The sequence below is a fragment of the Agrobacterium sp. CCNWLW32 genome, assembly GCF_037083425.1.
Taxonomy (GTDB): domain Bacteria; phylum Pseudomonadota; class Alphaproteobacteria; order Rhizobiales; family Rhizobiaceae; genus Agrobacterium; species Agrobacterium radiobacter.
In genome coordinates this window covers 467264-492871 of the sequence record NZ_JBAOJM010000002.1, presented here as the reverse complement: position 1 = coordinate 492871, position 25608 = coordinate 467264, and the positions used below count along the sequence as shown (strand labels likewise).

Genomic DNA, 25608 nt, shown 5'->3' with positions numbered 1-25608 from the left:
TTGATGCTAAGTCATGCAAAATCGCAATGGCTGATATCCGAACGAGCGCGAGCAAAGCTGCATGGCTTCCCTGCTACATCATGAGTTGTAGAACGGGGCCGAAATGCCCATTATCTGGGCATCAAAGATGGAGAGAAAAATGCGTCAGGTTGCAAAGACATCGCGTAACTTCTTCGGTGAAACTTTCGCCGTTCTCGGTGCAGCGCTCTCGGTTTCGGCCGCTGTTCGCGCACATCGCAAGCCCGCCCGTGCCGATCTCGAAGCTCTCGGTATCGACGGTAAGGCTTTCGACAAGGTACAGCTCTAAGCTGGCCATTATCCGTTGCGAGGCGATACCGCCTCGCTTGCGCTCAGGATCGACAACCGGATCGGTTTTCGACGGGCGCGGTGGATACGCGGATGGCGCGAAAAGCGCCCCGGCTTCGCAAAACAAGGTTCCGTATAGCTTTCAACAGCGGATGCGGAAACGACTATCGGCGTGGGAAGTGCTATGCCACTTCGGGTGCATCTTACCGCATCGCCACCCTTTGCATCGGCCGTTTCGAAGGTCCGATCACTTTCCCCGGCAAATGTAACTGGCTTTCAGGCCGCTCATAACGGTCTGCTTTCGGCGAAAGTGCGAAGCGCTCGAGCAATTCATGCCGCGTTTCGCCATTGTGACTGAACACAAGTTCGAAGTTCCCCGCCAGCCAGCTATAGGGTGTCTCAACCTGCATCAGCTCGATTTTCCCGCAGCCGTAGATCATGGTGAGATGCGGTGTAAAAGACGATGCGGCGACATAGGGCAGGTTTGCTCGCCTAAGGGAGCGCTGCACCATCTTCGCCAGAGCCTTAAGCTCCTGCATCTCGCTGCCACTGCGTAGCACCAGACTGTTGCGATTGCCGAAGAGCGACGATCCATAGAATGTGATCGGAACGGGCCGCGCCTTGATTTCCCCGAGCGTCGCCTTCAGCCGATGTACCAGCCCGTGAGGCACGGTCTCAAAACATCCGACACAGAGCAGGGTTATATGCAGAAGCTCCGGCGGATAGGCCTCACGCTTCGTCCGCCCCGCAGCATGGCACGACGCATCGGCAAAAATTCGTTCCGCCAAGGCTGCCGGCGGTTTCACCATGATCAGGAGCTTGCTGCTTAATCGCGGATTGAAACGCCGTATTTTCTCCGACTCCCACCCTTCGAAGCAAAGCTGCTTTGAGCTTCCTTCCTCTGCCAACTCGAAACTCATGACGATGCTCCATGGCCTTTGCCAGGGCCGCGATATTACCATCACCGGTTAAAATTGAAAGAACAAAAAGAGAACAAAAGCTTTGTGACGTTTACCAGATACCGGGAAACAGCCGATAGCGCCTTTGACGGGCATATTCAGAATAACCGGGCAATTCGGCCTGCAGCAGGCGGTCTTCCAAGCCGGTACGGATGATTAGCAGCACGATGGCCAAAGCCGCGGGGAGCAGGGCTATCCAGGAACTCAATGCGAGCGGTATGCCAGTGAACATGCCGATTGCGGCCGTGTAACCGGGGTGGCGCACGATACGGTATGGGCCCGACGTGACCACCCGCTGCCCGCGCTCGCTTTGGATGCGGACCCCGGGCTCGAAGAACGGATTGACGGCCTGGGCCCAGGCCGTAACCGCAATACCGCCGACAAGCAGGATGTAGCCGAGCAGCACGACCCACAACGGCACGGCAGACCACTCCATCCGGCCGGCATCGAATGCCGCAACCGGGATTTCAGCAAAAAAAGCCAAAAGGATCACGGAGACCAGAATCAGGTCCCATTTCTTGGTGCCCGGCTGGAACCGGCTGCGCGCGCGGAAAATGACCGGGTTCACACGCGCCAATACCAGCGCGGAAAGGCCAAAAGAAACGACGACGACCACGACGAAAATCCAGCCCGGGCACCAGTTGATCCTGCCCGCAGGCAGAAAAACCAAGGCCATCAGGCCCAGCGGCAAACTGATGGCGTACAGGATCGCGGCGGCGCGTGACATAGGCTTCGGATCGGCATCGGATGTCATCGATGGGCTTCCTTCTATTGTCCTCGATAGGACGAACGGCAGCCTGTCCTGGTGGACTGATTACACGCCTTAAAGCGGTGTGGGGCCGGCGGTACTCTGCGAAAGACGGTCGAATACTGGCAAAAAAGCGCAGAAAGTCAAACGCATAAGCGGTCTCGGGTCTAGCCGACCGCGCGACAGCTGCTTGCGGACCGGAATGGGCGATCACTGTTTGGTGGTTCATCTTTTAGTCGCTTTCGGCAGTCGGTACGTCCAGTAATATCGGCCCCGCGCACATCTGGTTTCCGGCGGGATTCCGTCAGCAGCCATAAGGCAAACGGCTTCGGGTTGACATTCTACCTACTAGTTGGTAGGTAATTACTATGAAAAATCCACAAACCAAAGCGGATGAAATTCTTCGTTGCGCACGCTCCCTGATCATAAAGGGCGGCTACAACAGTTTCAGCTATGCCGATATTTCCGCTGTGGTCGGTATTCGCAATGCGAGCATTCACCACCATTTTCCCAGCAAGACCGATCTGGTCCAAAAACTGGTTGCGCAATACAGGCAGGAGGCGGAAGCCGGGATCGCCGAACTGGAACGAAACGTTTCCGACCCGCTCGAACAGCTTCGCGCCTATATCGGCTATTGGGAGGGCTGTATCGCCGAGGCCACTCATCCCTTCTGCGTCTGCGCTTTGCTCGCCAGTGAAATTCCGGTTCTGCCTGAAGCAGTCGCTCTTGAAGTGCGCGCGCATTTTCGAAGTCTCTCGGACTGGCTCACCACAGTTCTGGAACGCGGCGTTGCCCAAGGGCGCATCGCGCTGAGCGGAACTGCCAGAGCCAATGCTGAAATCTTCATGGCCACCGTGCACGGCGCGATGCTTTCCGCCCGTGCTCACGGTGATGCGACGACTTTTGGTGCAATAACCCGCCCCCTGCTTGAGCGCATGACCGCTTAAAATCGGAGCCTCGCGGGGAACGTGAAGGCGTGGCCCGGGCGGCACGCCACCGAAACAACAGACAGCATTAAGCTGGCAGATTTGTCGATGACAGTCTGCTTCCTGGACCACCCCGTCCTTTTGGACAAGAAAGGCAATCTCTCATGTTCGGAATTTCTCCGCTTGGCTGGATCCATACACTTGGAAGCCTGCCGGCCATTCCCGCCGCCATTTACATGTTTGCCCGCTACGGTCGAATCGTTCCGCGATCAGCGCCGGGCACCCTCTATCTTGTTTCCATGCTGATTGGAGCTGCGACGGTCTTCCTCGTCGCGCATCAGCCGATCAGCTATGGCGTTGGCGTCCTGACCATCTTTTTCCTGCTTGCAGGTTACGGCATCGAACGCGTTCTTGGTTCAACGCGCCTGGCCAGATATATTGAAACCATCTGTCTCAGCATCACTGCGTTTCTTTTGATGGTCCCGACGGCCAGCGAAATCCTGCGTCGTGTTCCGGACGGTCACCCTCTGGTTACGGACCTGAAATCACCGCTGCCTCTCGGTGTTCAGGCAGGGTTGCTGGCGATCCTCGTGGTCGGCCTGGCCGCCCAGATGATCTATCTCACACGACAAAACAGAAACGCCGCGAACTAGTCGCGGCGTCATCGTTTAAACTGCCTTCGACATGGCGGCGTTGCGGTAGCAACGCCACTGTGTCGATTATAGTCCTATTCCCACTCGATCGTGCCGGGCGGTTTGCTCGTCACGTCATAGACAACGCGATTGATGCCCCGCACTTCGTTGATGATGCGGGTTGCCGCGCGGCCGAGGAAATTCATGTCGTAGGGATAGAAATCCGCCGTCATGCCGTCTACCGAGGTCACGGCGCGCAGCGCGCAGACGAAGTCATAGGTGCGGTAATCGCCCATGACGCCGACGGTCTGCACCGGCAGCAGCACGGCAAAAGCCTGCCAGATGGTGTCGTAAAGACCAGCCTTGCGGATTTCATCGAGATAGATCGCATCGGCCTTACGCAGAATATCGAGCTTCTCGCGGGTAATCGCGCCGGGGCAACGGATCGCCAGACCAGGACCTGGGAAGGGGTGGCGGCCGATGAAGCTGTCCGGCAGGCCGAGTTCACGGCCAAGCGCACGTACTTCGTCCTTGAAAAGTTCACGCAGCGGCTCCACGAGCTGCATGTTCATGCGCTCGGGAAGGCCGCCGACATTGTGGTGGCTCTTGATGGTGACAGAGGGGCCGCCGGAAAAGGAGACGCTCTCGATGACGTCAGGGTAAAGCGTGCCCTGTGCGAGGAAATTCGGAGCACCCTTGCCGTCGGCGGCGATCTTGGCCGCTTCGGCCTCGAAGACTTCGATAAACAGGCGGCCGATGGTCTTGCGCTTCGCTTCCGGATCGGAAACGCCCGAGAGTTCGCCGAGGAACAGATCGGCGGCGTCAACATGAACAAGCGGAATATTGTAATGGTCGCGGAACATGCCGACCACCTGCTCGCTTTCACCAAGCCGCATCAGGCCATGGTCGACGTAAACGCAGGTGAGCTGGTCGCCGATCGCCTCATGGATGAGGATAGCCGCAACCGAGGAATCGACGCCGCCAGAGAGTGCGCAGAGCACGCGACCGGTGCCGACCTGCTCGCGGATCTTGCGGATCATCTCGGCGCGATAAGCCGCCATCGTCCAGTCGGATTTAAGCCCGACGATCTTGTGCACGAAGTTGGAGAGCAGCTTGCCGCCGTCAGGGGTATGCACCACTTCCGGGTGGAACATGGTGGAGTAGTAGTGACGGGTCTCGTCCGCGGCGATGGCGAAAGGCGCGTTCTCGGAGGTCGCGATGACCTCGAAACCTTCCGGCAGCTTCGTTACACGGTCGCCATGGCTCATCCAGACGGGATAGCTCTTGCCCTGTTCCCAGAAGCCTTCAAAAAGTGGGCTTGCCTTCTTGATGTCGATATCGGCCCGGCCGAATTCCGCCGCATGGCCGCCCTCGACAACGCCGCCGAGCTGCGTGCAGAGCGTCTGCTGGCCGTAGCAGATGCCGAGGATCGGAACCTTGCTGTCAAACACCGCCTGCGGCGCGCGCGGGCTTCCTTCCGCCGTCACGGATGCGGGGCCGCCGGAGAAGATCACGCCCTTGGGCTGAAGCTTCTCAAACGCCTCTGCGGCATTCTGAAACGGATGGATTTCGCAATAGACCCCGGCTTCGCGGATGCGGCGCGCAATCAGCTGCGTCACCTGGCTGCCGAAATCGATGATGAGAATGCTGTCGGGATGGGCTATCTGGGTCATGGCGAGCCTTTAAAGAAAATGGCAGCTTTAGGCAACCCGGAAGCGGGTGTCAAACAGCGGAAATTTGCGAAAATCGCAAGGTTTCAAAGGGCGATCGTACCGTCTTCAATGGCGCGGCAAAGCCCGTCGACGGCCTCCGCCAGCTTTTCGTCGATGATGTGTAGATATTCCGTCCAGTCATCCACATGGTTCACATCCGCCTTGCCATCGGAAATACCACGCAGACCGGCGAGCGGTACGCCGAAGCGCTGGCAGGCACGGAGCACGGCGTAGGTTTCCATTTCCACCATGTCGGCGTTGATCGCCCCATAGGCCGCACCGGAAACCACGTTGGCGCCGGTGGAAAGACGTGCCTCGGCAATGCCGGGTATGAGGAAAGGCAATGGCACATCGGCCGGCAGGTCAAGAAAGGGCGTGCGACCCTTTTCGAAACCGAAGGCGGAGGCGTCCATATCGCGATACGAAACCGAAATCGCCTGATAGACGCCCGTTTGGTCCAGAGTGCGTGAACCGGCAGAGCCGAGAGAAACGACGAGGTCGGGCAAATGGTCTGCCGCATCGAGACCGGCAAGAACGGCCGTTACCGAAATCGCAGCCTCGACCGGGCCGACGCCGGTCATCAGCGGCGCAATGCGGGCCTGTAGATGGGGGCCGTATTCGGCGGAAGCCGCCATGACGAAGAGGACGGATTTATCCGCAACATGCAAAAGCCGGTAGTTCATCCGGTAATATCCTCGCGACCCTTTACCACCATCATGGTGCCGGTCATGGAGGCGATCAGCTTTGCCGGCCCGTCCGAAAGCGCATAAGCGCGGCCATCGGCGACGATCAGGTTGTTTCCGGGCTTGATGATTTCGCCACGAAACAGGAACCGTTCGCCGCGTCCGGGCGACATGAGGTTGACCTTGAACTCGATGGTCAGCAGCGAGGCGTCAGGCTCGATGATCGTATAGGCCGCATAGGTACAGGCCGTATCCAGACCGGCGGCGATGACGCCCGCATGTAATATGCCGTGCTGCTGCGTCAGCTTTTCATGAAAAGGCAGTTCGATTTCCACCAGCCGGTGTTCGATACGGGTGATCTCGGCGTCGATCGCCTGCACCACGCCCTGGCGCGCAAAGCTGCTTTCTATCCGCTGACGAAAATCGCCGGGATCCGTGATCTCCATGGCTTACCTGCCTGCCTTCTGCCCTGTCGCAGACTGACATGGCGCGTGGCGGCGGGCAAGGCAAGGGCTTGCAGCCGAATTAGTTCAGCATGCTGATGCTTGCGTTGAGCACCGTGGCAAAGGCGACCCACAGCGCATAGGGCGTAAAAAGCCACATCGATATGCGGTCACGGCGGTAGGTCAGCGCCATGAAGGCGATGATGCAGATCAGCATGGGGATGATGATGACGAGTGCGCCTGCCGGGCTCTGCATGCCGAAAAAGATCGGCGACCACAGGAAATTCAGTATCATCTGCGTGAACCAGAGGCGCATACGCGTCCCCATCGGCTTCCTGATCCATGTGCGGGCGCCGGCAATGCCGATCAGCACGTAAAGCGCCGTCCAGACCGGCCCGAAAATCCAGTTGGGTGGATTGAAGAATGGTTTCTGCAGCGATTGATACCATTCGCCCGGCACATTGTTGACGCCGATCAGCGCTCCAACGGCAACAACTGCAACTACGAAAACAATATACACGGTAAGGTTTTTCATGACGCATCCAATGCGCCGACCATGCTTTTGTTCCCGTGCCTTTTCAGTATTTTAGCTGGAGAGACGCACGATATGCTGGTCCCATGCCACGTCGCTGCGCACGGTCTCGAAAAATCCGTCATAGGAAGAAACAGCAATGCCGTTCGCGGCAGGGGCGACGCCCGCGGCTTCCCGCACCGTCGTCTCGGATAAAACGCGCCCGGTTTTTGCATCCAGCGTCACGGCGGCGTTGCCGTTGGGCGATGTCAGGCCCACCAGCCCATCGCGCCGGTTGACGGCGATGGCCCCGACGTAATTGGCAAGGCGCATCGTCGTTTCCTGGGGCAAATCCACGAGGGACACATCCTCACCCTTCGAGAAATGCCCGACAAGCGGCGGAAGGTCGTTGCGCGGTCCCTCATATTGGCAGGCAAACCAGATGCGCCCGTCATCGCCGAGATCCACATGGCGGGTGGAAAGCTGCCGCAGACGATCCGGCATTGCGTGTTTCTGAATCAACTGGCCGGTCGCCGTATCGAGAAGCACAAGAGAGGGCTGCATATTGTCGATATTGAGCTTGGTTCGGCCGAAATCCGGATGGGTCTCGATGCCGCCATTGGCGATCACCATCAGCCGCCCGTCATCGCTCACTGTCATGTCATGCGTGCCGATGCCATGCGCGTCATATTCGCCGATGCGGGCAAAGCCGTTGCGGGCGTCATAGAGCCCGATGACGCCACGATTGCCGTCGAAGTCGTTTTCGCTGGCATAAAGGATTGCGCCATCGGGTGAGAATTGCCCGTGGCCATAGAAGTGGCGGTTCTCCGGCGTGTGCATCACGATCGGCTCGTGACGCCGCGCGGGGTCGAAGGCCATGAAGAAGGTGCCGGGTCGGCGCGCAAAGGCCACTGTCATGCCGGTCGCGTGGCTCGTCGCCATTCCGTGGGCGCGGGCGGGAAGCGCGACGCGGTCGATGATCTCGCCGCGCTCGCTGATGGTCGCGATGCCGTAGGAGCCGTCACGGGCGCGAAAGGCTGAAGCGAAGACGGCATCGGCGCGTTCCAGCGCATGCAGCGAGCCGGGGGCAAGTGTGGCGAGGAAGGGAATGCCCGCCGCCTTGATGAAGCTTCGCCGGTCCATCAGCATCGGCTTTTTGCCTGAGATCATCGGCTCAGTCTCCGTCGGCGAAGGAAAAGCCGGAGCTGAGGCCGATCGCGCCGCCATATTGATCGTTCAGGCGATAGATCAGGTCTTTGCCGTTGAGCAGCAGATAATCCACCTTGGCGCGCTGATCGTCCTGATCCAGCGCCTTTTGCACATCCGTATCGATGGTTCCGGCAACGCGGATCATCGATTTGGCGATGAAATCGATGGAGTTGACGATGGAGCGTTGGTCAGGCGGCACGAGTTCGACCATATCGGCCGTGTGCAGCAGGGTCTGAACCGCCTTGATGTTGGCTGAAATACTCTTCCAGGTCAGGCCGGAGCGCCAGTAAATGGCGGTGCGGGGAAATCTTGCCTTGTCCGGCCCCTTGTAGAAGGTTTCGATCCGCTGGTCGCGGATAGCCTCGGAGCCGTGGACGAGAATGCCGAGCAGGGCAACAAGCGCCTCGCGCTCGTCACGAAAGACGGGGTTGTCCGTACCGGGCTCAGTCCAGTTCTTCTGCGCGCCATCAGGCGTATTCCAGCTGTCGGAAAGTTCCGCCGCCACATTGGCGATATTGCCGGCGATGGCGGCGCCATAACGGCAGCGGAAATCACCCTTCCTGTCGAGCAGCTCTTCCGCTCCGGTTCCGTAAAGTACGAATTCGAGAGCGCCGAGCCCCTGCGCCGCAACGCTCTTGCCGCTCAGGCCTTCGGCACTGGTGACGCTTTCATCTTTTTCGGCGAGATAACGCTGCACCTGTTTCAGGCCCAGACTCTTCTTGTCGGGGTAATAAAGCACACGTTCGAAACGGTTCTTCTCGATGACAGGGCCGACACGCACGATCTCGATGGTCGACCAGCTCGAGACAGTATCGGCAAAAGCCGCCCGCGCTGCCGTCTCCGTCGTTTGGGACGGAGCGGCGCAAAACGCTTTCATACGGCCTTCCAGCGTCTCCGCCGATTGCCGGAAGTGGTCATAGCCGGGACGGATGAAACCGTTCACAGCCTTTTCCATGACACCCCGCACCTGCATGGGGTCAAGCGGCGGTGGCGGCATCAGTTCCACGTCCTGTGCCTTTGCCGGCTGATTGGCCAGAAGCAGCAGCACGGAAAAGAGGCCGGAGATTTTTCGCATGGCATTGTTCATCAAAGGGACTCCAGAAAGGCCAGCAAAGCCTGCCGGTCGGATTTTTGCAAGGCGGCAAAGGCATCGCGCGCTTTCTGCGCTTCGCCGCCGTGCCACAATATCGCTTCCGACAGGCTGCGCGCCCGGCCGTCGTGCAGGTAAAAACCGTTGCCATTGACCTTTTGTGTCAGGCCGATGCCCCAGAGCGGTTGGGTACGCCACTGCCGCCCGCTTGCTTCACCCACCTGCTGGCCGTCGGCAAGCTCTTCGCCCATGTCATGCAGCAGAAAATCGGAATAGGGCCAGATCAGCTGGAAAGAATGCATGGGGTCGGCGGCATCGCGTCGGGTGACGAATTTCGGGGTATGGCAGGCGGTACAGCCTGAGGCATAGAAAAGCTGCTTCCCCTGCAGAACCACCCGATCATCGACATTGCGGCGGCGCGGTACGGCGAGGTTTTCGGTGTAGAAGGTCACGAGATCGAGAACCGGGTTGGGCGTTTCTACCGGCCCGAGCCTGGGCTGCACGCCGGTCGGCATGGCCAGACAGTCATTCTGGGCTTCAGTGCAATCACCATAGGCGTTCGGCGCATCCGGCGTGGAAATGCCGATATCATGGGAGAAGGCGCTGGCGCTCTGGTCGCGCACGCTCGCATTCTGCGCTTTCCAGCCAAACCGTCCGAGTTTTATCTCGCCAGTGCGATGATCCTTGACCCATGCCGGACGCCCGGCAATGCCGTCGCCATTGTTGTCGTCTGGGTCGGCGTTGGCCAGAATATCGGCCTCGGCAATGGCCTCGATCAGGCCAAGCCCGAGGGTGGGCATGGCAATGCGCGCTGAAAGCGTCGTGTCGGCGCCAAGCGGGCCATATTGCAGATTAGCCACGGCATAGTCGGGCTTGCGCAACATCACCACCTCGCCTCCCGGTAGCTGAACCGGCTTTTCCGTATAGGTGATGAGCGGTTTGCCTTCGGCGGCGAGGCCGGGAATGGCCAGGTTCTGAAGCTGCCGGCCATAGGTCTCGTCGGGAAAATTAAAGACCTGGTGGCTGGCAATGGCCTGTCGTTCGGCTTCATTGCGGGCCGGTCGCGCCAGCCGCAGGAAGAGGGAGACGGCGTCTTCTCCGGCAAGGGGCGGTCGACCCCTGCCGTCCTTCACATGGCAGGTCTGGCAGGAACGGGCATTAAAAAGCGGCCCCAGACCGTCTGAGGCCTGTGTGGAGGAGGGAGAAGAGACCCAGAGCTTCTGGAACAGCGCGTTGCCAAGCTTGAAATCCTGTTTCCGCGCCAGAGGCATTGTGGCGGAAGGATGCGAAAACGCGCCGCTGTCGGGTTTGCCGGTGCTGGTCGTTGCTCCGCCGGACATGGCCTCGAAAGGTTCCGGCCTGGTAAAATCCGTCGTTGGGGTGGTCACGGCCAGCACGCGGCCTCGATCTGTCTCCGTCAGATCGCTACGCAGCGGTTCGGCAAGCGCCATCGACGCCACAAGGCAGGCTGCCCCGGTTAAGAAGAACGGCTTAGGGGTCAGCGGCAGCAAAAATTGCATGACAACAGGGGCGATGGGGAGCAGCGGGCCGCAGCAATCTGCGGCCCGCTTTGCCGCTTATTTGAAGACGGCGTTCGGATTGTCGAGGCTCTCGGAGCCTTCAAGCTCGATCTTGCCGAGATCGAGCGCCGCTATGACGCGTTCGACAGTCTTCGTCTGGTCGAGAAGGCCATCGATGGCCGTCTGAACCACGGCGTTGCCTTCCTTGTTGCCTTCGCCGATCATCTGGTCATAGGCCTCAACGGTCTGGGCGCGCTTTTCCATCGCGTGCATGGCGTCGAGTGTCTTGTTCAGCTTCGCCAGCATCTCGTCGTTCAGTGCCTTGTCCTTGGCGCCGACCAGTTCAGACAGCGAGGCGCCCGTCATCTTCGTCCCGTTCACGCGGGTATAGTCGCCGGTATAGGCCGACGCGATGCCGATCGCGTCGTAAAGATGCGAATTATAGGTGTTGTCGGAGAAGCAATCATGCTCCTCTTCCGGATCATGCAGCAAAAGGCCGAGCTTCATGCGTTCGCCGGCCAGCTCACCATAGGAGAGTGAGCCCATGCCGGTGAGAATGGCGGTCAGGCCCGCTTTGGGATCGGCTTCCACTGTCTTCGTGGCTTCGCCTTCCGGCGCCCAGGCATCCACCATCTCCTGAAGATCCTTGATCAGCAGGGTCGAGGCGGATTTCAGGTAATCGGCCCGGCGGTCGCAATTACCGTTCGTGCATTTCGCCTTGTCATAATCGGTATAGGGGCGGTTGCCCGCGCCCGGTCCGGTGCCGTTCAGGTCCTGACCCCAGAGCAGGAACTCGATGGCGTGGTAACCGGTCGTCACATTGGCTTCGACGTCGCCCGCCTCGTGCAGGCTTTCGATCAGCTCGGGGGTGATCTTGGAGGCGTCGACCTCTTCACCGCTGATCTTGATCTTCGGATTGGCGATGATGTTGGCAACGTAGAGTTCGTTCTCGTCGCTTTCGGTGCCATAGGAACCGTCGACGTAATCGATCAGACCTTCATCCAGCGGCCAGGCATTCACCTTGCCTTCCCAATCATCGACGATCGGGTTGCCGAAACGATAGACTTCCGACTGCTGATAGGGAACACGGGCCTTGATCCATGCCTCCCGCGCGGCTTTCAGGGTTTCTTCGCTCGGCGTTGCGATCAGCGCATCGATGGCCTTGTCCAGCGCCTTCGCCGTGGTCAGCGAATCCTCGTATTTCGCATGCGCGACATCAGCATAATGCTTGACGACGGCGGCCGCGTCAGTGGCGGCCTGTGCGGGGAGCGCGGTAAAAGCCGCAGATGCGGCAAGAAGCGCAAAAGAAGCGCTGAGAATGGTTTTGCGGATCATGATCCCTCTCCTTCGGCAGGCGCGAAATGACTTCGCGCCGCGGCAAGCGAGTTCTGACCCAATCACAAACTTGTGTCAAACATTCTAGTTTAGAATGCTTTGAAACAAGATCGAGGGCTGTTTTTCAAGTAAAATCAGTGCTTGCAAAGAGGGTACTATGCTTTGCGTTTCATCAAGCAGAAGAAGAAGCCATCCGTATCTGTGGTTGCAGGCGTCAGCGTCACTGTCCTGCCGTCGGAAGAATGCGGTTTATTCGCATTGCCGCCGAAAGTTGTCTGCCAGCGTTCCAGTGCAGAGCCGATGGAAAATTCCGGGTTGTCCGCGCAGAAGCGCTTGACCTGCTGCTCGTTTTCTTCGGGCAGAACCGAACAGGTGACATAAAGCAGCTCTCCGCCCGGGCGAACGAAACCCTTGGCCTGCGAAAGCGCCTCGCCCTGCTGCTGCACGCGCTCTTCCAGATTGCGCGCCGTCAGCCGCCATTTGGTATCGGGGCGTCGGCGCCAGGTTCCGGTGCCAGTGCAGGGTGCGTCCACCAGAACGCGGTCAAATTTTCCCTGAAACGGCGTAAGGCCTGATGCGCGGTCATGGACCTGCACATTGCGCGTGCCGGCCCGCTTCAGCCGCTCGATGATGGGCGCAAGGCGCTTGCGGTCGGCGTCAAAGGCGTGGACCTGGCCCTTATTGTTCATGCTGGCAGCCATGGCCAGCGTCTTGCCGCCGCCGCCCGCGCAATAATCGAGGATCTGTTCGCCCTCATGGGCGCCGGCAAGATCGGCGACGATCTGCGATCCTTCGTCCTGCACTTCGAACCAGCCCTTCTGGAAGGACAGTTCGGCCGTCACATTCGGCAGGCGGGAAGGGCCTTCGCCAGCGGGGATGCGCACGCCCTGGCGGGCGATATGTGTGGCTTCCGCACCGCTTTCTTCCAGCGCCTTCAGCACCTTGTCGCGTGTCGCTTTCAAGGTGTTGGCGCGCAGATCAAGCGTGGGCCGCTCGTTCAGCGCCTGCGCCTCGGCGAGCCAGCGCTCTCCGAAGGCCGTTTCGAGGGAAGATTGCACCCATTCTGGAATATCGCCCTGAATATGGGCCGGTGCGTCACCGAGAGAACGGGAGAGAAAGGCCTGCTGCCTTTGTTCATCCGGTGCGGCGGGGGCGAATTTGTCGCCGTCGAATTCCGCCGAAAGGTCCGAAAAGCTCTTGCCCCATTGGCGCAGCAGAACCGCATAACCGAGAGAGGTGGCGCTATCGTCATCCATCAGCCAGGCGTGCGACAGTTTCATGCGCAGCGCGTCATAGACGATGTTGCCGATTGCCGCCCTGTCGCCGGAACCGGCGAAACGATGGGCAAGGCCCCAATCTTTCAGAGCATCGGCGACGGGACGCCTGCGTCCCTCAATATCCGCCAATACTTCGATTGCTCCGGCCAAACGCCCGCCTAAACGCATTGTCTACCTCGTTCTTCTGATAAGCCCGGTTGGTAGACGCGAATGGCGGCGAGGGCAAGGCTCAATCGGCCTTGACGATCTCGTAGCAAACCTTGGCGGTGCCGGAGTTGATCATGCCGATGTTCTTGGCGGCCGCCTTGGAAAGATCGAGAACGCGACCCTTGATGAACGGCCCGCGGTCGTTGATGCGCACCACAACGGCCTTGCCATTGCGGGCATTGGTCACCTTGACCTTGGTGCCGAACCGCAGCGAGCGGTGGGCGGCGGTCAGGTTGGCGGCGTTCATGCGCTCGCCAGAAGCAGTCTTGGAGGTCAACGCATACCACGATGCGCCTCCACAACCATTTGCCGCATTCGCCTGAAGAGGCGCAATGATGGAACAGGCGGCGATAGTTGCAGCGGTGAAAGTTATACGACGGATATTCAACAAACTGTGCTTCCCTGAAAATCGGCCCCGCGCCGATTGATTGTGCCCTTGCTAAACGGCCATGAACTGGCCTGAACGCCTTTTGATGCGAGATTGTAGGGCGAGGGAAAAATGGCGAAAAAAAGCTGATCTCAAATCACGAACTGTTACAGTCTGTAATATTCGTGATCGTTAGCCGGAAAGGCGTCGCCTGGCCATCCCTGTCACAATTCGGAAAAAATAATGCAGAATCAACGCTCAATGGAAATGTTGTTGCAAGTCACGGCTTCGTGAATCCACTTCACGAAATGTGAGTGAAATATTTTTCTAATGACTACGATTTTAGTGATTTTTGGATGGTTAATAAAGTCCTAATTAGCTGAAATAAGACGAAAACCATCCGCAAAAGCCGGATTGGAAGGATTTTTCATCGCTTTCGATGGGACCATTCTCAGCCTCGCCAGAGGCCGTTTTCCCACAATTGTTTCAGGGAGAGTCTGTACTCCGGAAAGCGGAAATCGAAGCCAAGATCGCGTATTCTGGCGTTCGAAACGCGCTTGTTCTCGCCATAGAAAGAGCGCGCCATCGGCGTCAGATCGGCGGTTTCAAAAGCCTGCTCGGGCGGCGGTTCCACGCCCATCAGCGTCGCTGCGAAGCTCACCACATCCTGCGGCGGGCAGGGTTCATCATCTGTCACGTTGAAGATACCGCGTTCGTTTTTTTGTGCCAGAAAGGCAAGTGCGGCACCGATATCCTCGACGCGGATGCGATTGAACACCTGGTCCTTCTTCACAAGCCGCCGCGCAGTTCCCTTCTCGAAATTCATGAAGGCATTACGTCCCGGGCCATAAATTCCGGACAGGCGCAGGATGGAAAGCGGCACATTCGCCTTTTGGGCTGCTTCAGTCCAGGCAGCCTCAGCGGCTACCCGTTCCACGGAGCGCGCGGAAACAGGGCGGCAGGGTGTCGTCTCGTCCACCCAGGCGCCGTGATGGTCGCCATAAACACCGACCGTGGAAAGATAAGCGACCCATGTCAGATTGGGCAGGAACTTTTTCAGATCGCCGCCCAGAAGCGCAAGCAACGGATCGCCATCCCTGCCCGGCGCGACGGATTGTACGAGATGCGTCACATTGCCCATGGCGGCGATGAGCTCGTCATTGAGATGGACCCCGTCAAAGAGGAACGGCGTCATGCCCGCTGTGGCGAGGCTTGCGAACTTGTCTTTGCTGCGTGTGGTGCCGGAAAGGCTTGCGGCCTCGGGTTTCAGCGCGTTTGCAATGGCCTTGCCCGAATATCCCGCGCCAAAAATCATCACATGCATGGTTCACGCCTCTGCCAGTTGCCATTCCATTTCCGCCTCCGGATCAGGCTCCGGGGCGCGACCGGCAGAGTATGTACGGAATTCGTCCCTGTCCATAAGCCGTGACAAAGCCCATGCGGCCATGCCGCGCACCTCGGGCGAAGGGTCAGTTTCCGCAAGCGCCTTGCATTGTTCCACGAATTGCCGGTCTGCGGAGTTTCCCGCCGCGATCAGCACATTGCGGATGAAGCGATTGCGGCCGATGCGCTTGACCGGTGAGCCGCTGAAGAAACTGCGAAACGCAGCGTCATCGAGCGTGAGCAGGAAGGCGATGGAAGGTTCCTTCAGATCCTCGCGCGCCTGCAGTTTCATCTCGGAGGCGCTGGCCGCGAATTTGTTCCACGGACAGGCGGCAAGGCAATCGTCGCAGCCATAGATGCGGTTGCCGATCATCGGGCGGAACTCGTGCGGGATCGGCCCCTTGTGCTCGATGGTGAGATAGGAGATGCAGCGGCGAGCGTCCAATTGATAGGGCGCGGGGAAGGCAGCCGTCGGACAGGCATCGAGACAGGCGCGGCAGGAACCGCAATGATCCTTTTCGGCCTCATCGAGACAGAGTTCGGCCGTGGTGAACATGCTGCCGAGAAACAGCCATGAGCCATGGGTGCGGCTTACTAGGTTTGTGTGCTTGCCCTGCCAGCCGAGACCGGCTGCGGCGGCGAGCGGCTTTTCCATCACAGGCGCGGTATCGACAAAGACCTTCACATCTTCGCCGGCGCGCGCGGCAAAACGGGTTGCGATCTCCTTCAACCGCCCCTTGATGATGTCGTGATAATCGCGGTTGCGGGCATAGACCGAAATGGCGGCCTTGTCCGGTTTGGAAAGCAGGTCGCGCGGATCTTCTTCCGGGCCGTAGTTCAGTCCGAACATGACGATGGAGCGCACGTCGCCCCACAGCGTTTTCGGTTCGGCACGCCGTGCTTCCGTTTCCTCCATCCACGCCATCGTGCCGTGATAGCCGTTGTCGAGAAACTGTCTCAGCCGTTCCGGCGCGAGCGGAATGCTGTCTGGGGCGGTGATGCGACAGAGATCGAAGCCGAGCGAAAGCGCTTCCTGACGAACGAAGTCCGTCAGTTTGTGCGCGCGTATCCGCTGCTTTTCGCTCGCGACGTCGATGGTCGTTTCTCCTGCGGGCTATTCTGCGGCATATATAGGCTGAGCCGCAGGCCACAGCAAACAACCAGCAGGACTGGAACTTAGAAATCCAGATCGGCGTAGTGGGAGGAGGGGGCAAGGCGCGGAATGCGCTCGCTCAGGAACGGCCGGAAGGACGGGCGCGATTTCAGCCGCTGATACCATTCTTTGGCAATCGGCGCTTCGAGCCAGTTGATCTCGCCGAGATAGTCCAGCACCGAAACGCCGGCGGCTGCGGCAAGGTCGGCATAGCTCAACCGATCGCCGGCGAGCCATGTGCGCGAACCGGCCAGCCATTCCAGATATTTGATATGCTGGCGGATATTGTTGCGGGCGGTGCGCAGCAGCTTGGAATCCGGCGGTCCGCCGCCCTGGGCCGCCGTCATCTGCAATTTATAGACCCGTTCCCGCACCAGCGGCCGGGTCACGTCATTTTCCATCTTCTGCAGAAACCACTCCGTCAGGCGGCGGATTTCCGCGCGCTGAAACGGGTCTTCCGCCAGAAGCCGGCGGTCGCGCTTCAGAACGCCATGCGTTTCGTCGAGAAATTCGGCAAGCACATAAGGCCCGCTCAGCGAGCGCATATTGTCATCGAGATAGACCGGCAGGGTGCCGGCCGGATTGAGCGCCAGAAACTCCCGCCGTCTTTCCCACGGCTGCTCCTCCACGAGATCGGTCTGGAACCCGTATTCCGCAAGGATCAGACGAACGAACCGGGATGCGGTCGACATCGGAGAGTGATAGAGAGTTGGCATCGGTACTCAATTTTTACGATTGGTTGTCATGATCGGCATTTGCCGGAAAACTTTTTCAGTTTCGCTTCATCAAGACGCTATAAGAGCTTGGCTACTTTAAAACAAGTTTAACGCAATTGCCTTCCATTGCCACTTCCCCCTGAAAAGAAGGATACCTCATGGGTGACCAATCGATCATCAGCGCGCTTCTGCTGGGCATTATCGAGGGTCTGACGGAGTTCATTCCCGTTTCCTCAACGGCACATGTGCTGCTGGCCGGGCATTTCCTCGGCTTCAAATCACCCGGCAACACCTTTGCCGTCCTCATTCAGCTCGGCGCGATCCTTGCGATTCTTCTCGTTTATTTTCAAAAGCTTATGTCTATAGCCTTGGCCCTGCCAGCCAGCGCCAAGGCGCGTCGTTTCGTGCTGGCCGTCGCTCTCGCCTTTTTGCCGGCGGCGATAATCGGCGCGTTGGCGCATGATTTCATCAAGACCGTGCTGTTTGAAACGCCGATGCTCATCTGCGTGGTGCTGATCATCGGCGGCGTCATTTTGCTTGCAGTCGACCGCATGCCGCTGAAACCGAAATATACCGACATCATGGATTATCCGCCGTCGCTTGCCTTCAAGATCGGCCTCTTCCAGTGCCTTGCGATGATTCCCGGCACGTCGCGCTCCGGCGCCACAATCGTCGGCTCGCTGCTGATGGGCACGGATAAGCGCTCCGCCGCCGAATTTTCGTTCTTTCTGGCGATGCCGACCATGCTCGGCGCTTTCACGCTCGACCTTTACAAGAACCGCGATGCGCTGAGTTTTGATGACGGCGCGCTGATTGCCGTCGGTTTCATCGCCGCTTTTGTCTCGGGCCTCTTTGTTGTTCGCTCTCTGCTGGATTTTGTGTCGCGTCGGGGCTTTGCGCCCTTTGCCTGGTGGCGCATCGCCATCGGTTCGCTGGGGCTGATCGCGCTTCTGGTTTTCGGCTGAGCCGAGGACGGGAATAACCCTCGTCCGTAATGAACGAACAAAAACAGAAAAAGCGCCCCGGAGAACCGGCGGCGCTTTTTCTTTGAAACTTTTAAAGGCCGATCAGTTGGTGCTGATCGAAGCCGTTGCGCAGGGGTCGACGCCGTAGGCGGGAGCGCAACCGCTCTTGCCCGCTGCAACCGTTCCCGGCGCCATGAAAGAACCCGCCAGAACCACCAAAGCCGCACACGCAAAAAAGAGTGCGATAGATCTGCCCATTTTATTATTGCCTTTCAGACGTTCGTTCGCGCGGATCGTGCCGCCGTGTGTGAAGTGAGGGTTCGGGATATGTTTGGAATGTGGCGAATATCAATAAAGCAGCTTGTTGAATACCGGGTTAATGCGAAGTCTTTTCCACAGTTGCGCTTGTGCCACGCTTGCCTGTGGCGGCCGGACGGCCGTTAACTTTTACCCGGCTTTAGAAATCTGCCTTAGTTCATTCTACACCTCCCCTGCAGTTGAGGAGAAAATGCACGAATAGCGGTTTGGTTGCAATTGAATTGGGCAAAAACAAAAAGCGGGAATGGCTCCCGCTTTCGTTGAAATCGCTGGCGCTGGCCTGAGCTTCAGGCCGCTTTACCTGCGTTTGAGAACTGGCCGTGGGTGCGATATTGCACCATGTAGGACGGCAGGATGGAGGCGACGCGAACGGGGGTGATGCCGATACCCTCCAGCGTCAGGCCGTTCTTTTCCGCCTCGGCGGAAACGACATTGTCCTTTTTCAGCATGGTCACCTGATCGACCGTCAGCGGCGGCTTAATCAGCGGCACCAGCGAAGTGAGCTTGGCGATCGTTGAGGCGACACCGAAAGGCAGGTCGACAAAAGGACGCTGGCGGTACGTTGCGGCAAGAACCGCCTCAAGACAGTCGCGGAACGTCATCACGTCCTGGCCGCCGAGTTCGTAAATGGCGCCGGGCTTCAGCTTGCCATCGACGCCACGGGCGACGGCTTCGGCGACGTCCTCGACATAGACCGGCTGGAATCTGGTTTTTCCGCCGCCGATCAGCGGCAGGAAGGGCATGCTGCGGGCCATCTTGGCGAATTTGTTGAAGAAATCATCTTCCGGTCCGAAAATGATCGACGGGCGCAGGATCACGGCGCCGGGCAGGATGGAATGGATGGCAGCTTCGGCGCGGCCCTTGGTGCGGCCGTAACCGGTCGGCGAACCCGCTTCCGCACCGATGGCGGAAATATGCGTCAGCGTGGCGCCAGCATCGCGGGCCGCCTCGGCAATGGCTTTCGCACCGAATTCCTGAACGGCGTCAAAGGTGTTGCGACCGCTTTCGGTCAGGATGCCGACGCAATTGACCACATGATCAGCATCCTCCACGGCTTTGACGATGGAGTCGCGATAACGCAGGTTCGCCTGGGCAAAGGAAATCTGACCAACATTGCCGAGCGGCTGCAGGAAGCCGGCAAGATCGGGGCGACGTACGGCGACACGGATACGATAACCGCGCTTCGCAAGTATCCGCACGACATGCCGCCCGACAAAACCCGAACCGCCAAAAACGGTGACGAGGGGTGGAAGGTTGGCCAAGGTCATGGGAGGCTCCTCAGAAGCTGTCGATAAAGCGTTTTTCAGTCTCTTAGCCCAAAGCCGCGCGCGCGTGAAGAGATGTTGTCGCAGGGCAGGGGCCGGTTTTGGAAATGCGATTGACGCCCGTCAAATTCCTTCGACGATCATCATCTCCGCATCCGCGATTTCCTGGCGGATTTTGGCGGCTGCCTGATATTCGGGGGAGTTGTAGCAATCGATGGCGTGCTGAACTGACGGGAACTCGATGACGACATTGCGGGCACGCGCCTTGCCTTCCAGTTCGGTCAAGGCACCGCCACGGGCCAGGAAATTGGCACCGAACCGCTCGAAGGCGGGCTTTGCCGTCGTGACATAGTCCTTGTAGCGCTCACTGTCGCGTACATCGACGCGGGCGATCCAATATCCCTTTGCCATTTCATCTGCTCCTGTCGTTACTGATTGGCCGGAAAGCTGGCGCGCAGCATGTCATCAAGAATGGCGCGGGCCGCCGCCTTCGGATCTTCCGCCCGAACGATCGGGCGGGCGACGACCAGATGGCTCGAGCCGGCCTTGATGGCGTCGTAGGGTGTCATCACCCGCTTCTGATCACCAAGATCTGCGCCGGCAGGGCGAATGCCGGGGGTAACGACGGCAAGATCCGGACCGAGAATTTCGCGCACGGCGGTCGATTCCTCTGCCGAACAGACGATGCCGCCCATGCCCGCTTCGCGCGCCTGTTCCGCCCGGCGCAGCACCAGCGAACGGGCGTCCGACGCGTAACCGGCTTCGGCCAGATCAACGTCATCCATCGAGGTCAGCACGGTGACGCCCAGCAGGCAGAGGCCGGAACCTTCAGCAGCCTTCACTGCAGCGCGCATGGCTTTGGGGTAGGCGTGCAGGGTCAGCATCGACATGCCCATGCGGGCGATGTTTTCGACACCGGAAGCAACCGTGTTGTCGATGTCGAGCAACTTCATGTCGAGAAAGACCTTCTTGCCGCTCTGCACAAGGTCACGCGCGAATTCGAGACCGCCGGCGAATACCAGCTGGTAACCGATCTTGTAGAACAGAACCTCATCGCCGATTTTCGAGACGATGTCTTCGGCCTGCTGCACAGTCGGAACATCCAGCCCGACGATGAGTTTTTCGCGCGCGGTCATTGTCTTATCCCTGCCATGTTTCCATTGCCGTCCAGTCGCATGTGGGGGACGCGGCTGCAAGTGAAAATTCGGCGATGGAAAAGTGGAAAAGATTGCCGCCGCCGGGCGGCTGGTCCTTGCTGCGGCTGATGTCACGGCCTTCGATATGGCATTTCAGGAGCGTACCTACGCCACCATGACCAACAAAGGCGATCGGTTGCCGCGGATCGTGTCGCTCGAAAACGGCTTTGACGGCCCGGACAATCCGCGCCTGCGCATCGATTGCGCGCTCCCAGCCGTGAAAACTTTCTTCGGGGTTGGCGAAGAACCAGTCCGCCGCCTTCTCGAATTCCGGCGGTGGCAGGAAGCCGGTGGCAGACCGGTCATTTTCATGCATCGCCTCGACGATCTCTATCTCCGCTCCGGAGGTTTCGGCGAGGATGCGGGCGGTTTCGATCGCCTTGGTTTCGGCGCTGGAAACAATGCGGCGCAATGACCGCGCCCAGGGCAGGCGGCTCGCTTCCCGTGCCCGCTCGGCCCCTCTCTCCGAAAGCCCCCATTCGGGAACGGGAACATCCGCATCGATCTTGACCTGGGGATGGGTGATGTAGAGCGCATGCATGGCAATCGGTCCTCAAAGGCGATGGAAAGGGCAAATCAACACCCTAACCATTCGTCGCGACCGGGAAATGACGGCCTTGCCTATCCTGTCGAGCAATCAGGCCCGCGTATAGGTCCACAATTGCGCCGGCGGAATATTGCGCACGATAAAATCGAAATGGCGGATATGATAGAGGTGCGGCTGCGCGACGATCGGGGAGATCGGACCGTAGGATATCTGCACGACGGGACGGCCGTGGGGCACGCGCTTCAGCAATTCGTCAAGAAGCTTGATACGGGCGGCCATGGGGAAATTCAGCATCGGCACGGCGGAGACGACGCTGTCGAACATCTGGCCCTTGTGCTCGCCAAGCGTCGCATCGAGATCGAAGGCGTCGCCATTGATGAAATTGACGCCCGGATAGCTCCTGAGCAGCTGATTGTAGAAATCGGTCGAATATTCGATGGCGGTCAGGTTCTCCGGCTTGATGCCGCGCGCCAGAATGGCCTTGGTGATGACACCCGTGCCCGGGCCGAGTTCTAGAACCGGCAGGCCGGAATGGGGATTGATGACACTCGCCATTTTTTTCGCCGTGATGGACGATGTCGGCACAATGGCCCCGACTTTTTTCGGCTGGCTGACCATGCCCTTGAAAAAGCGGATTTCTTCCTCAAATTTCTGCTCAAGCCGTTGCTTCAGGTTAAGTGCCATAGTTCCCTCAGATGCTTTTGGTCATTATCAAAAAACTGTTACGTACTGTTGATCCCATTTGGCGCAAAAACAAGGCAAAATGTCGTAACTGGAAAAATTCGCTTCCGACGTGAAACTTCTTCGGCCGAATCAAAAAAACGCCGGTGAAGCAGTTCCCCGGCGTTCTTGATGAAACTGATGAGAAATGCGCGTTTTCAAACGCGCATCGGCATCAGAACATAAAGCGCATCATCGCCAGCGGTGTCGCGAACCAGCGTCGGCGAGCCGGCGTCGGCCAGCAGGAAAATCGCGTCTTCACCGGAAAGCTGCGAGGTGATGTCGAGGAGATATTTGGCATTGAAGCCGATTTCCATCGAATCGTTGTCATAACCGACGGCCACTTCTTCCGTCGCACTGCCCGAATCCGGGTTGTTGACGGTCAGCGTCAGCTGGCCATTGGTGAGCGCGAGCTTGACGGCGCGGCCGCGCTCGGAAGAAATGGTCGAGACGCGGTCGACAGCCTGCGCGAAAGTCTGGCAATCGACGCGCATTTCCTTGTCATTGCCGGTCGGGATCACGCGCTGGTAATCGGGGAAGGTGCCGTCGATCAGCTTCGAGGTCAGAACGACCGAACCGATGGTCAGGCGGATTTTCGCATCCGAGACTTCGACGGTGACTTCCAGTTCCGGATTGTCCATCAGCTTCTGCAGCTCGCCGACGGTCTTGCGCGGAATGATGATGCCAGGCATGCCTTCGGAACCGGAGGGCGCATCCACATCGGCGCGCGCCAGACGGTGACCGTCGGTGGCGACGGCGCGCAGCTTCAGGTCGCCATTGCTTTCAATGGTGTGGAAGAAAATGCCGTTCAGGTAATAACGCGTCTCTTCGGTCGAAATCGCAAACTGCGTCCGGTCGATCAGCATCTTCAGGTCGGTCGCCTTCAGTTTGAAGGTGTGGCTGAAGGTGCCGGCGGTCAGGTCGGGGAAATCCGTCTCCGGAAGGCATTGCAGCGAGAACTTCGAGCGGCCGGAGGCAACGGTCATCGAGGAGCCGTCCGGGTTGGTCGCCAGAAGCACCTCGGAACCGTCAGGCAGCTTGCGCACGATTTCATAAAGCAGGTGCGCCGGCACGGTGGTGGCGCCCGCCTGCTCCACCATGGCCGGGGTCGCTTCGGTGATTTCGAGATCGAGGTCGGTCGCCTTCATGTCCAGATTGGCGCCGGATGCGCGCAGGAGGACGTTGGACAGGATCGGGATCGTGTTGCGACGCTCGACAACCCGGTGGACGTGGTTCAGCGATTTCAGAAGGTTCGACCGCTCAAGAGTAATACGCATGGACGCTACCGCTTTCAACCGTTGCGAACCGGCCACCGCCGGATCGGCAAGAAGAGTCTTCACCGGCCGCAAAGCCGGACAATGTGGACGGGCAAAATGGCAGAGTTATTGCAGAAAATGCAAGAGCCGAGTGCGTCTGCCGCCGCTCATTTTGCTGCTATACAGCATGATCCACAGGCTTGAACCATCCATGGAGCTTGTTCGCCGGTTTTCTATTGCCCATAAAGAGGGAAAACCGGAGCGACCGGCCGGGAATGATCGGCCAGAATGATTGGAAGCCGTGTGACGGAAGAAATATCGAACAGCGACAACAGAGACAAGAAGAGCTTCAGGATCGGCACGGCCACCATTGCGGCACGACCGCTGGAGCCCGCCCTTTATCTCGTGGCCACGCCCATCGGCAATCTCGGTGATATCACCATTCGTGCGCTGGAAACGCTGGCCTCGGCCGATGTTCTCGCCTGCGAGGATACCCGCGTCACCCGCATCCTGCTCGAACGTTACGGTATCCGCACCCGCCCGCTCTCCTATCACGAGCACAATGCCAACGAAGCGGGACCGAAGCTCATCGCAGCTCTCGAGGCCGGAAAATCCGTGGCGCTGGTATCGGATGCCGGAACGCCGCTGGTTTCCGATCCCGGTTATCGCCTCGGTCAACTGGCGCTTGAAGCCGGGCATCGCGTCGTGCCGGTGCCGGGCGCTTCTGCGCCGCTTGCCGCCCTCGTCGGCTCGGGCATGCCGAGTGACGCCTTCCTGTTTGCAGGCTTTCTGCCTGTGAAAGATCGCGGCAAGCGCGACCGTTTTGCCGCGCTGGCGAAAATCCCCGCAACCCTGATCTTCTTTGAATCGCCGCATCGTATCGGTGCTTCCGTCAAAGTCGCGTCGGAGGTGCTCGGCCGCGACCGCCGCGCCGTGGTCTGCCGTGAACTGACCAAGACTTTCGAGGAATTCCGGCGTGGCACGCTCGGCGAGCTTGCGGATTATTATGATGGCGACCGGGTGGTGAAGGGCGAGATCGTGCTTCTGGTGGAGCCGCCCTCCTATGATGAGATACCCGATATCGAGGATGTCGAGAAGCTTCTGAAGGATCTCGTCGCCACCATGTCGGCCGCCAAGGCCGCGGGTGAAGCGGCGAAGCTGACGGGCCTGCCGCGCAAGGAGCTTTATCAAAGGCTGCTGGATATGAAGGAAACGGATGGCCGCTGACGGGCGAAGCAATGAAAGGCGCAAAGCCGAACGACGCGGCCATGCTGCGGAATATTGGGCGGCACTTTATCTGCTGCTGAAGGGATATCGCATCCTCGCCATTCGTTATCGCACCCGGCTGGGGGAAATAGACCTCATCGCCCGCAAGAAGGACCTCGTTGCCATCATCGAGGTCAAGGCGCGGTCCTCAGGAGCCGGTGCGGTTGATGCTGTCGGCTTCCATTCGCAGCAGCGCATCCGGGCGGCCGCCGATCTCTGGCTCGCCCGCCGCAAGGATGCCGCGCGGTTTTCACTGCGTTTCGATATTGTCGCGGTCCTGCCGCATCGCCTGCCGCAGCATTTCATCGACGCCTTTTGAGGGGAGGGAAACAATGTCCACCGAACGGGAAAAAATGGCCGCGGGCGAATGGTACAGCTGCATGGATACGGAGCTGGATATATTGCGCTGGCGGGCACGAAAGGCCGTCCACCAGCACAATACGATGCCGCCGGATGAGCGCGGGGCGATTGCACCGCTGCTGCGCACCCTCTTTAATTCTGTCGGGGAAGGCGCATTTCTTGAAGCGCCGTTTCATTGCGCTTACGGTTTCAACATTACGCTGGGCAAAAATGTTTATCTCAATGCCGGCTGCACCATTCTCGATTCCGCGAAGGTCGCGATAGCCGATGGCGCGATGCTCGGGCCTGCTGTGCAGATTTATTGTGCGGAACACCATCTGGACCCGGTGCCGCGGGCGCAAGGCATTGAAATCGCGAAGCCTGTGACGATCGGGCGAGATGTCTGGATCGGCGGCGGAGCGATCCTTCTGGCGGGCATCACCATTTGTGACGGCGCGATTGTCGGCGCCGGTTCGGTGGTGACGCGCAATGTGCCGCCGGGCGTGACGGTGGTGGGAAATCCGGCTCGGCCCATAAAGCGTATAGCCGACTGAGAATT

At 59.1% G+C, this 25608-nt stretch carries 29 protein-coding genes; 7 read left to right on the top strand and 22 right to left on the bottom strand.

Annotation, left to right across the window (positions count from 1 at the left end; all coding sequences use genetic code 11):
- Positions 1–139: 139 nt before the first annotated feature.
- Positions 140–307, top strand: a complete 168-nt coding sequence (locus tag V6R85_RS06285) for a hypothetical protein (RefSeq protein ID WP_003503889.1) — start codon at positions 140–142, stop codon at positions 305–307.
- 202 nt (positions 308–509) lie between these two features.
- Here the strand turns inward: V6R85_RS06285 and V6R85_RS06280 are convergent, their stop codons facing one another.
- Entirely contained in the window at positions 510–1226 is a 717-nt protein-coding gene (locus V6R85_RS06280) for a 2'-5' RNA ligase family protein (protein ID WP_099086164.1), read from the bottom strand.
- A 91-nt stretch (positions 1227–1317) separates the two neighbouring features.
- Positions 1318–2019 carry a methyltransferase family protein gene (locus V6R85_RS06275; RefSeq protein WP_174014687.1) on the bottom strand — a complete coding sequence of 234 codons (702 nt, stop codon included), beginning with the start codon at positions 2017–2019 and terminating at the stop codon, positions 1318–1320.
- 362 nt (positions 2020–2381) lie between these two features.
- Here V6R85_RS06275 and V6R85_RS06270 point away from each other — a divergent pair, with 362 nt between their 5' ends.
- Together V6R85_RS06270 and V6R85_RS06265 are read left to right on the top strand one after the other, a co-directional pair.
- Positions 2382–2960, top strand: coding sequence for a TetR/AcrR family transcriptional regulator (locus V6R85_RS06270; protein WP_111791914.1), 579 nt, complete (start codon positions 2382–2384; stop codon positions 2958–2960).
- 143 nt (positions 2961–3103) lie between these two features.
- Positions 3104–3592: a hypothetical protein gene (locus tag V6R85_RS06265; protein ID WP_111833762.1), complete on the top strand. Its 489-nt coding sequence runs from the start codon at positions 3104–3106 to the stop codon at positions 3590–3592.
- Positions 3593–3666: 74 nt separating this feature from the next.
- On the opposite strand, the gene guaA is transcribed toward V6R85_RS06265, so the two are convergent.
- From guaA to V6R85_RS06200, 13 genes are all read right to left on the bottom strand, one after another.
- Positions 3667–5244: a glutamine-hydrolyzing GMP synthase gene (gene guaA / locus V6R85_RS06260; RefSeq protein WP_003503879.1), complete on the bottom strand. Its 1578-nt coding sequence runs from the start codon at positions 5242–5244 to the stop codon at positions 3667–3669.
- A gap of 83 nt (positions 5245–5327) precedes the next feature.
- Positions 5328–5966 carry a 5'-methylthioadenosine/S-adenosylhomocysteine nucleosidase gene (locus tag V6R85_RS06255; protein ID WP_080864327.1) on the bottom strand — a complete coding sequence of 213 codons (639 nt, stop codon included), beginning with the start codon at positions 5964–5966 and terminating at the stop codon, positions 5328–5330.
- The gene (locus tag V6R85_RS06250; RefSeq protein WP_111833761.1) at positions 5963–6412 is read right to left on the bottom strand and encodes a PaaI family thioesterase; all 450 of its coding nucleotides are present in this window, start codon (positions 6410–6412) and stop codon (positions 5963–5965) included. Before V6R85_RS06250 ends, V6R85_RS06255 begins: the two co-directional genes overlap by 4 nt.
- A gap of 79 nt (positions 6413–6491) precedes the next feature.
- The gene (locus tag V6R85_RS06245; protein WP_003503873.1) at positions 6492–6944 is read right to left on the bottom strand and encodes a TspO/MBR family protein; all 453 of its coding nucleotides are present in this window, start codon (positions 6942–6944) and stop codon (positions 6492–6494) included.
- Between the two features lie 51 nt (positions 6945–6995).
- A complete protein-coding gene (locus V6R85_RS06240; RefSeq protein WP_060727077.1) occupies positions 6996–8090 on the bottom strand; it encodes a DUF1513 domain-containing protein in 1095 nt (364 codons plus the stop codon).
- 4 nt (positions 8091–8094) lie between these two features.
- Positions 8095–9216: an imelysin family protein gene (locus V6R85_RS06235; protein WP_111833760.1), complete on the bottom strand. Its 1122-nt coding sequence runs from the start codon at positions 9214–9216 to the stop codon at positions 8095–8097.
- Entirely contained in the window at positions 9216–10670 is a 1455-nt protein-coding gene (locus V6R85_RS06230; RefSeq protein WP_236775429.1) for a di-heme oxidoreductase family protein, read from the bottom strand. The genes V6R85_RS06235 and V6R85_RS06230 overlap by 1 nt, the downstream gene beginning before the upstream one ends.
- A gap of 126 nt (positions 10671–10796) precedes the next feature.
- Complete coding sequence (locus V6R85_RS06225; protein WP_060727075.1) at positions 10797–12074, bottom strand: imelysin family protein; 1278 nt, start codon at positions 12072–12074, stop codon at positions 10797–10799.
- Positions 12075–12229: 155 nt separating this feature from the next.
- On the bottom strand, positions 12230–13519 hold the full coding sequence (locus tag V6R85_RS06220) for an RsmB/NOP family class I SAM-dependent RNA methyltransferase (RefSeq protein WP_111833758.1): 1290 nt from the start codon (positions 13517–13519) through the stop codon (positions 12230–12232).
- A gap of 61 nt (positions 13520–13580) precedes the next feature.
- Positions 13581–13949: a septal ring lytic transglycosylase RlpA family protein gene (locus tag V6R85_RS06215; RefSeq protein ID WP_003503862.1), complete on the bottom strand. Its 369-nt coding sequence runs from the start codon at positions 13947–13949 to the stop codon at positions 13581–13583.
- Between the two features lie 427 nt (positions 13950–14376).
- Entirely contained in the window at positions 14377–15249 is an 873-nt protein-coding gene (locus tag V6R85_RS06210) for an SDR family oxidoreductase (protein WP_111833757.1), read from the bottom strand.
- A gap of 3 nt (positions 15250–15252) precedes the next feature.
- Complete coding sequence (gene queG, locus V6R85_RS06205) at positions 15253–16404, bottom strand: tRNA epoxyqueuosine(34) reductase QueG (RefSeq protein WP_026363808.1); 1152 nt, start codon at positions 16402–16404, stop codon at positions 15253–15255.
- An 80-nt stretch (positions 16405–16484) separates the two neighbouring features.
- Complete coding sequence (locus V6R85_RS06200; protein WP_003503856.1) at positions 16485–17177, bottom strand: glutathione S-transferase family protein; 693 nt, start codon at positions 17175–17177, stop codon at positions 16485–16487.
- Between the two features lie 158 nt (positions 17178–17335).
- Between V6R85_RS06200 and V6R85_RS06195 the strand changes: the two genes are divergently transcribed.
- Complete coding sequence (locus V6R85_RS06195) at positions 17336–18142, top strand: undecaprenyl-diphosphate phosphatase (RefSeq protein WP_111781362.1); 807 nt, start codon at positions 17336–17338, stop codon at positions 18140–18142.
- 102 nt (positions 18143–18244) lie between these two features.
- On the opposite strand, the gene V6R85_RS06190 is transcribed toward V6R85_RS06195, so the two are convergent.
- The 7 genes from V6R85_RS06190 to dnaN all read right to left on the bottom strand — a co-directional run bounded on the left by V6R85_RS06190 (position 18245) and on the right by dnaN (position 23465).
- Complete coding sequence (locus V6R85_RS06190; RefSeq protein ID WP_004439462.1) at positions 18245–18400, bottom strand: hypothetical protein; 156 nt, start codon at positions 18398–18400, stop codon at positions 18245–18247.
- Between the two features lie 347 nt (positions 18401–18747).
- Positions 18748–19728 (bottom strand): complex I NDUFA9 subunit family protein, encoded by a 981-nt coding sequence (locus V6R85_RS06185; RefSeq protein ID WP_087743260.1) that lies wholly within the window; start codon positions 19726–19728, stop codon positions 18748–18750.
- A 120-nt stretch (positions 19729–19848) separates the two neighbouring features.
- A complete protein-coding gene (locus tag V6R85_RS06180; RefSeq protein ID WP_003503851.1) occupies positions 19849–20136 on the bottom strand; it encodes a DUF1330 domain-containing protein in 288 nt (95 codons plus the stop codon).
- A 17-nt stretch (positions 20137–20153) separates the two neighbouring features.
- Entirely contained in the window at positions 20154–20861 is a 708-nt protein-coding gene (gene pyrF / locus V6R85_RS06175) for an orotidine-5'-phosphate decarboxylase (RefSeq protein ID WP_003503850.1), read from the bottom strand.
- Positions 20862–20865: 4 nt separating this feature from the next.
- Positions 20866–21462, bottom strand: coding sequence for a histidine phosphatase family protein (locus V6R85_RS06170; RefSeq protein ID WP_003503847.1), 597 nt, complete (start codon positions 21460–21462; stop codon positions 20866–20868).
- Positions 21463–21558: 96 nt separating this feature from the next.
- The gene (pmtA, locus tag V6R85_RS06165) at positions 21559–22152 is read right to left on the bottom strand and encodes a phospholipid N-methyltransferase PmtA (protein WP_003503844.1); all 594 of its coding nucleotides are present in this window, start codon (positions 22150–22152) and stop codon (positions 21559–21561) included.
- A gap of 194 nt (positions 22153–22346) precedes the next feature.
- Positions 22347–23465 carry a DNA polymerase III subunit beta gene (gene dnaN / locus V6R85_RS06160; protein ID WP_003503841.1) on the bottom strand — a complete coding sequence of 373 codons (1119 nt, stop codon included), beginning with the start codon at positions 23463–23465 and terminating at the stop codon, positions 22347–22349.
- 267 nt (positions 23466–23732) lie between these two features.
- On the opposite strand from dnaN, the gene rsmI reads away from it, so the two are divergent.
- From rsmI to V6R85_RS06145, 3 genes are read left to right on the top strand one after another with little or no spacing between them, the layout of a single operon-like run.
- On the top strand, positions 23733–24671 hold the full coding sequence (gene rsmI, locus V6R85_RS06155; RefSeq protein WP_003503840.1) for a 16S rRNA (cytidine(1402)-2'-O)-methyltransferase: 939 nt from the start codon (positions 23733–23735) through the stop codon (positions 24669–24671).
- A complete protein-coding gene (locus V6R85_RS06150; RefSeq protein WP_003503837.1) occupies positions 24661–25029 on the top strand; it encodes a YraN family protein in 369 nt (122 codons plus the stop codon). Before rsmI ends, V6R85_RS06150 begins: the two co-directional genes overlap by 11 nt.
- 13 nt (positions 25030–25042) lie before the next feature.
- On the top strand, positions 25043–25603 hold the full coding sequence (locus tag V6R85_RS06145) for a sugar O-acetyltransferase (RefSeq protein WP_003503835.1): 561 nt from the start codon (positions 25043–25045) through the stop codon (positions 25601–25603).
- The last annotated feature ends 5 nt before the right edge of the window (positions 25604–25608 follow it).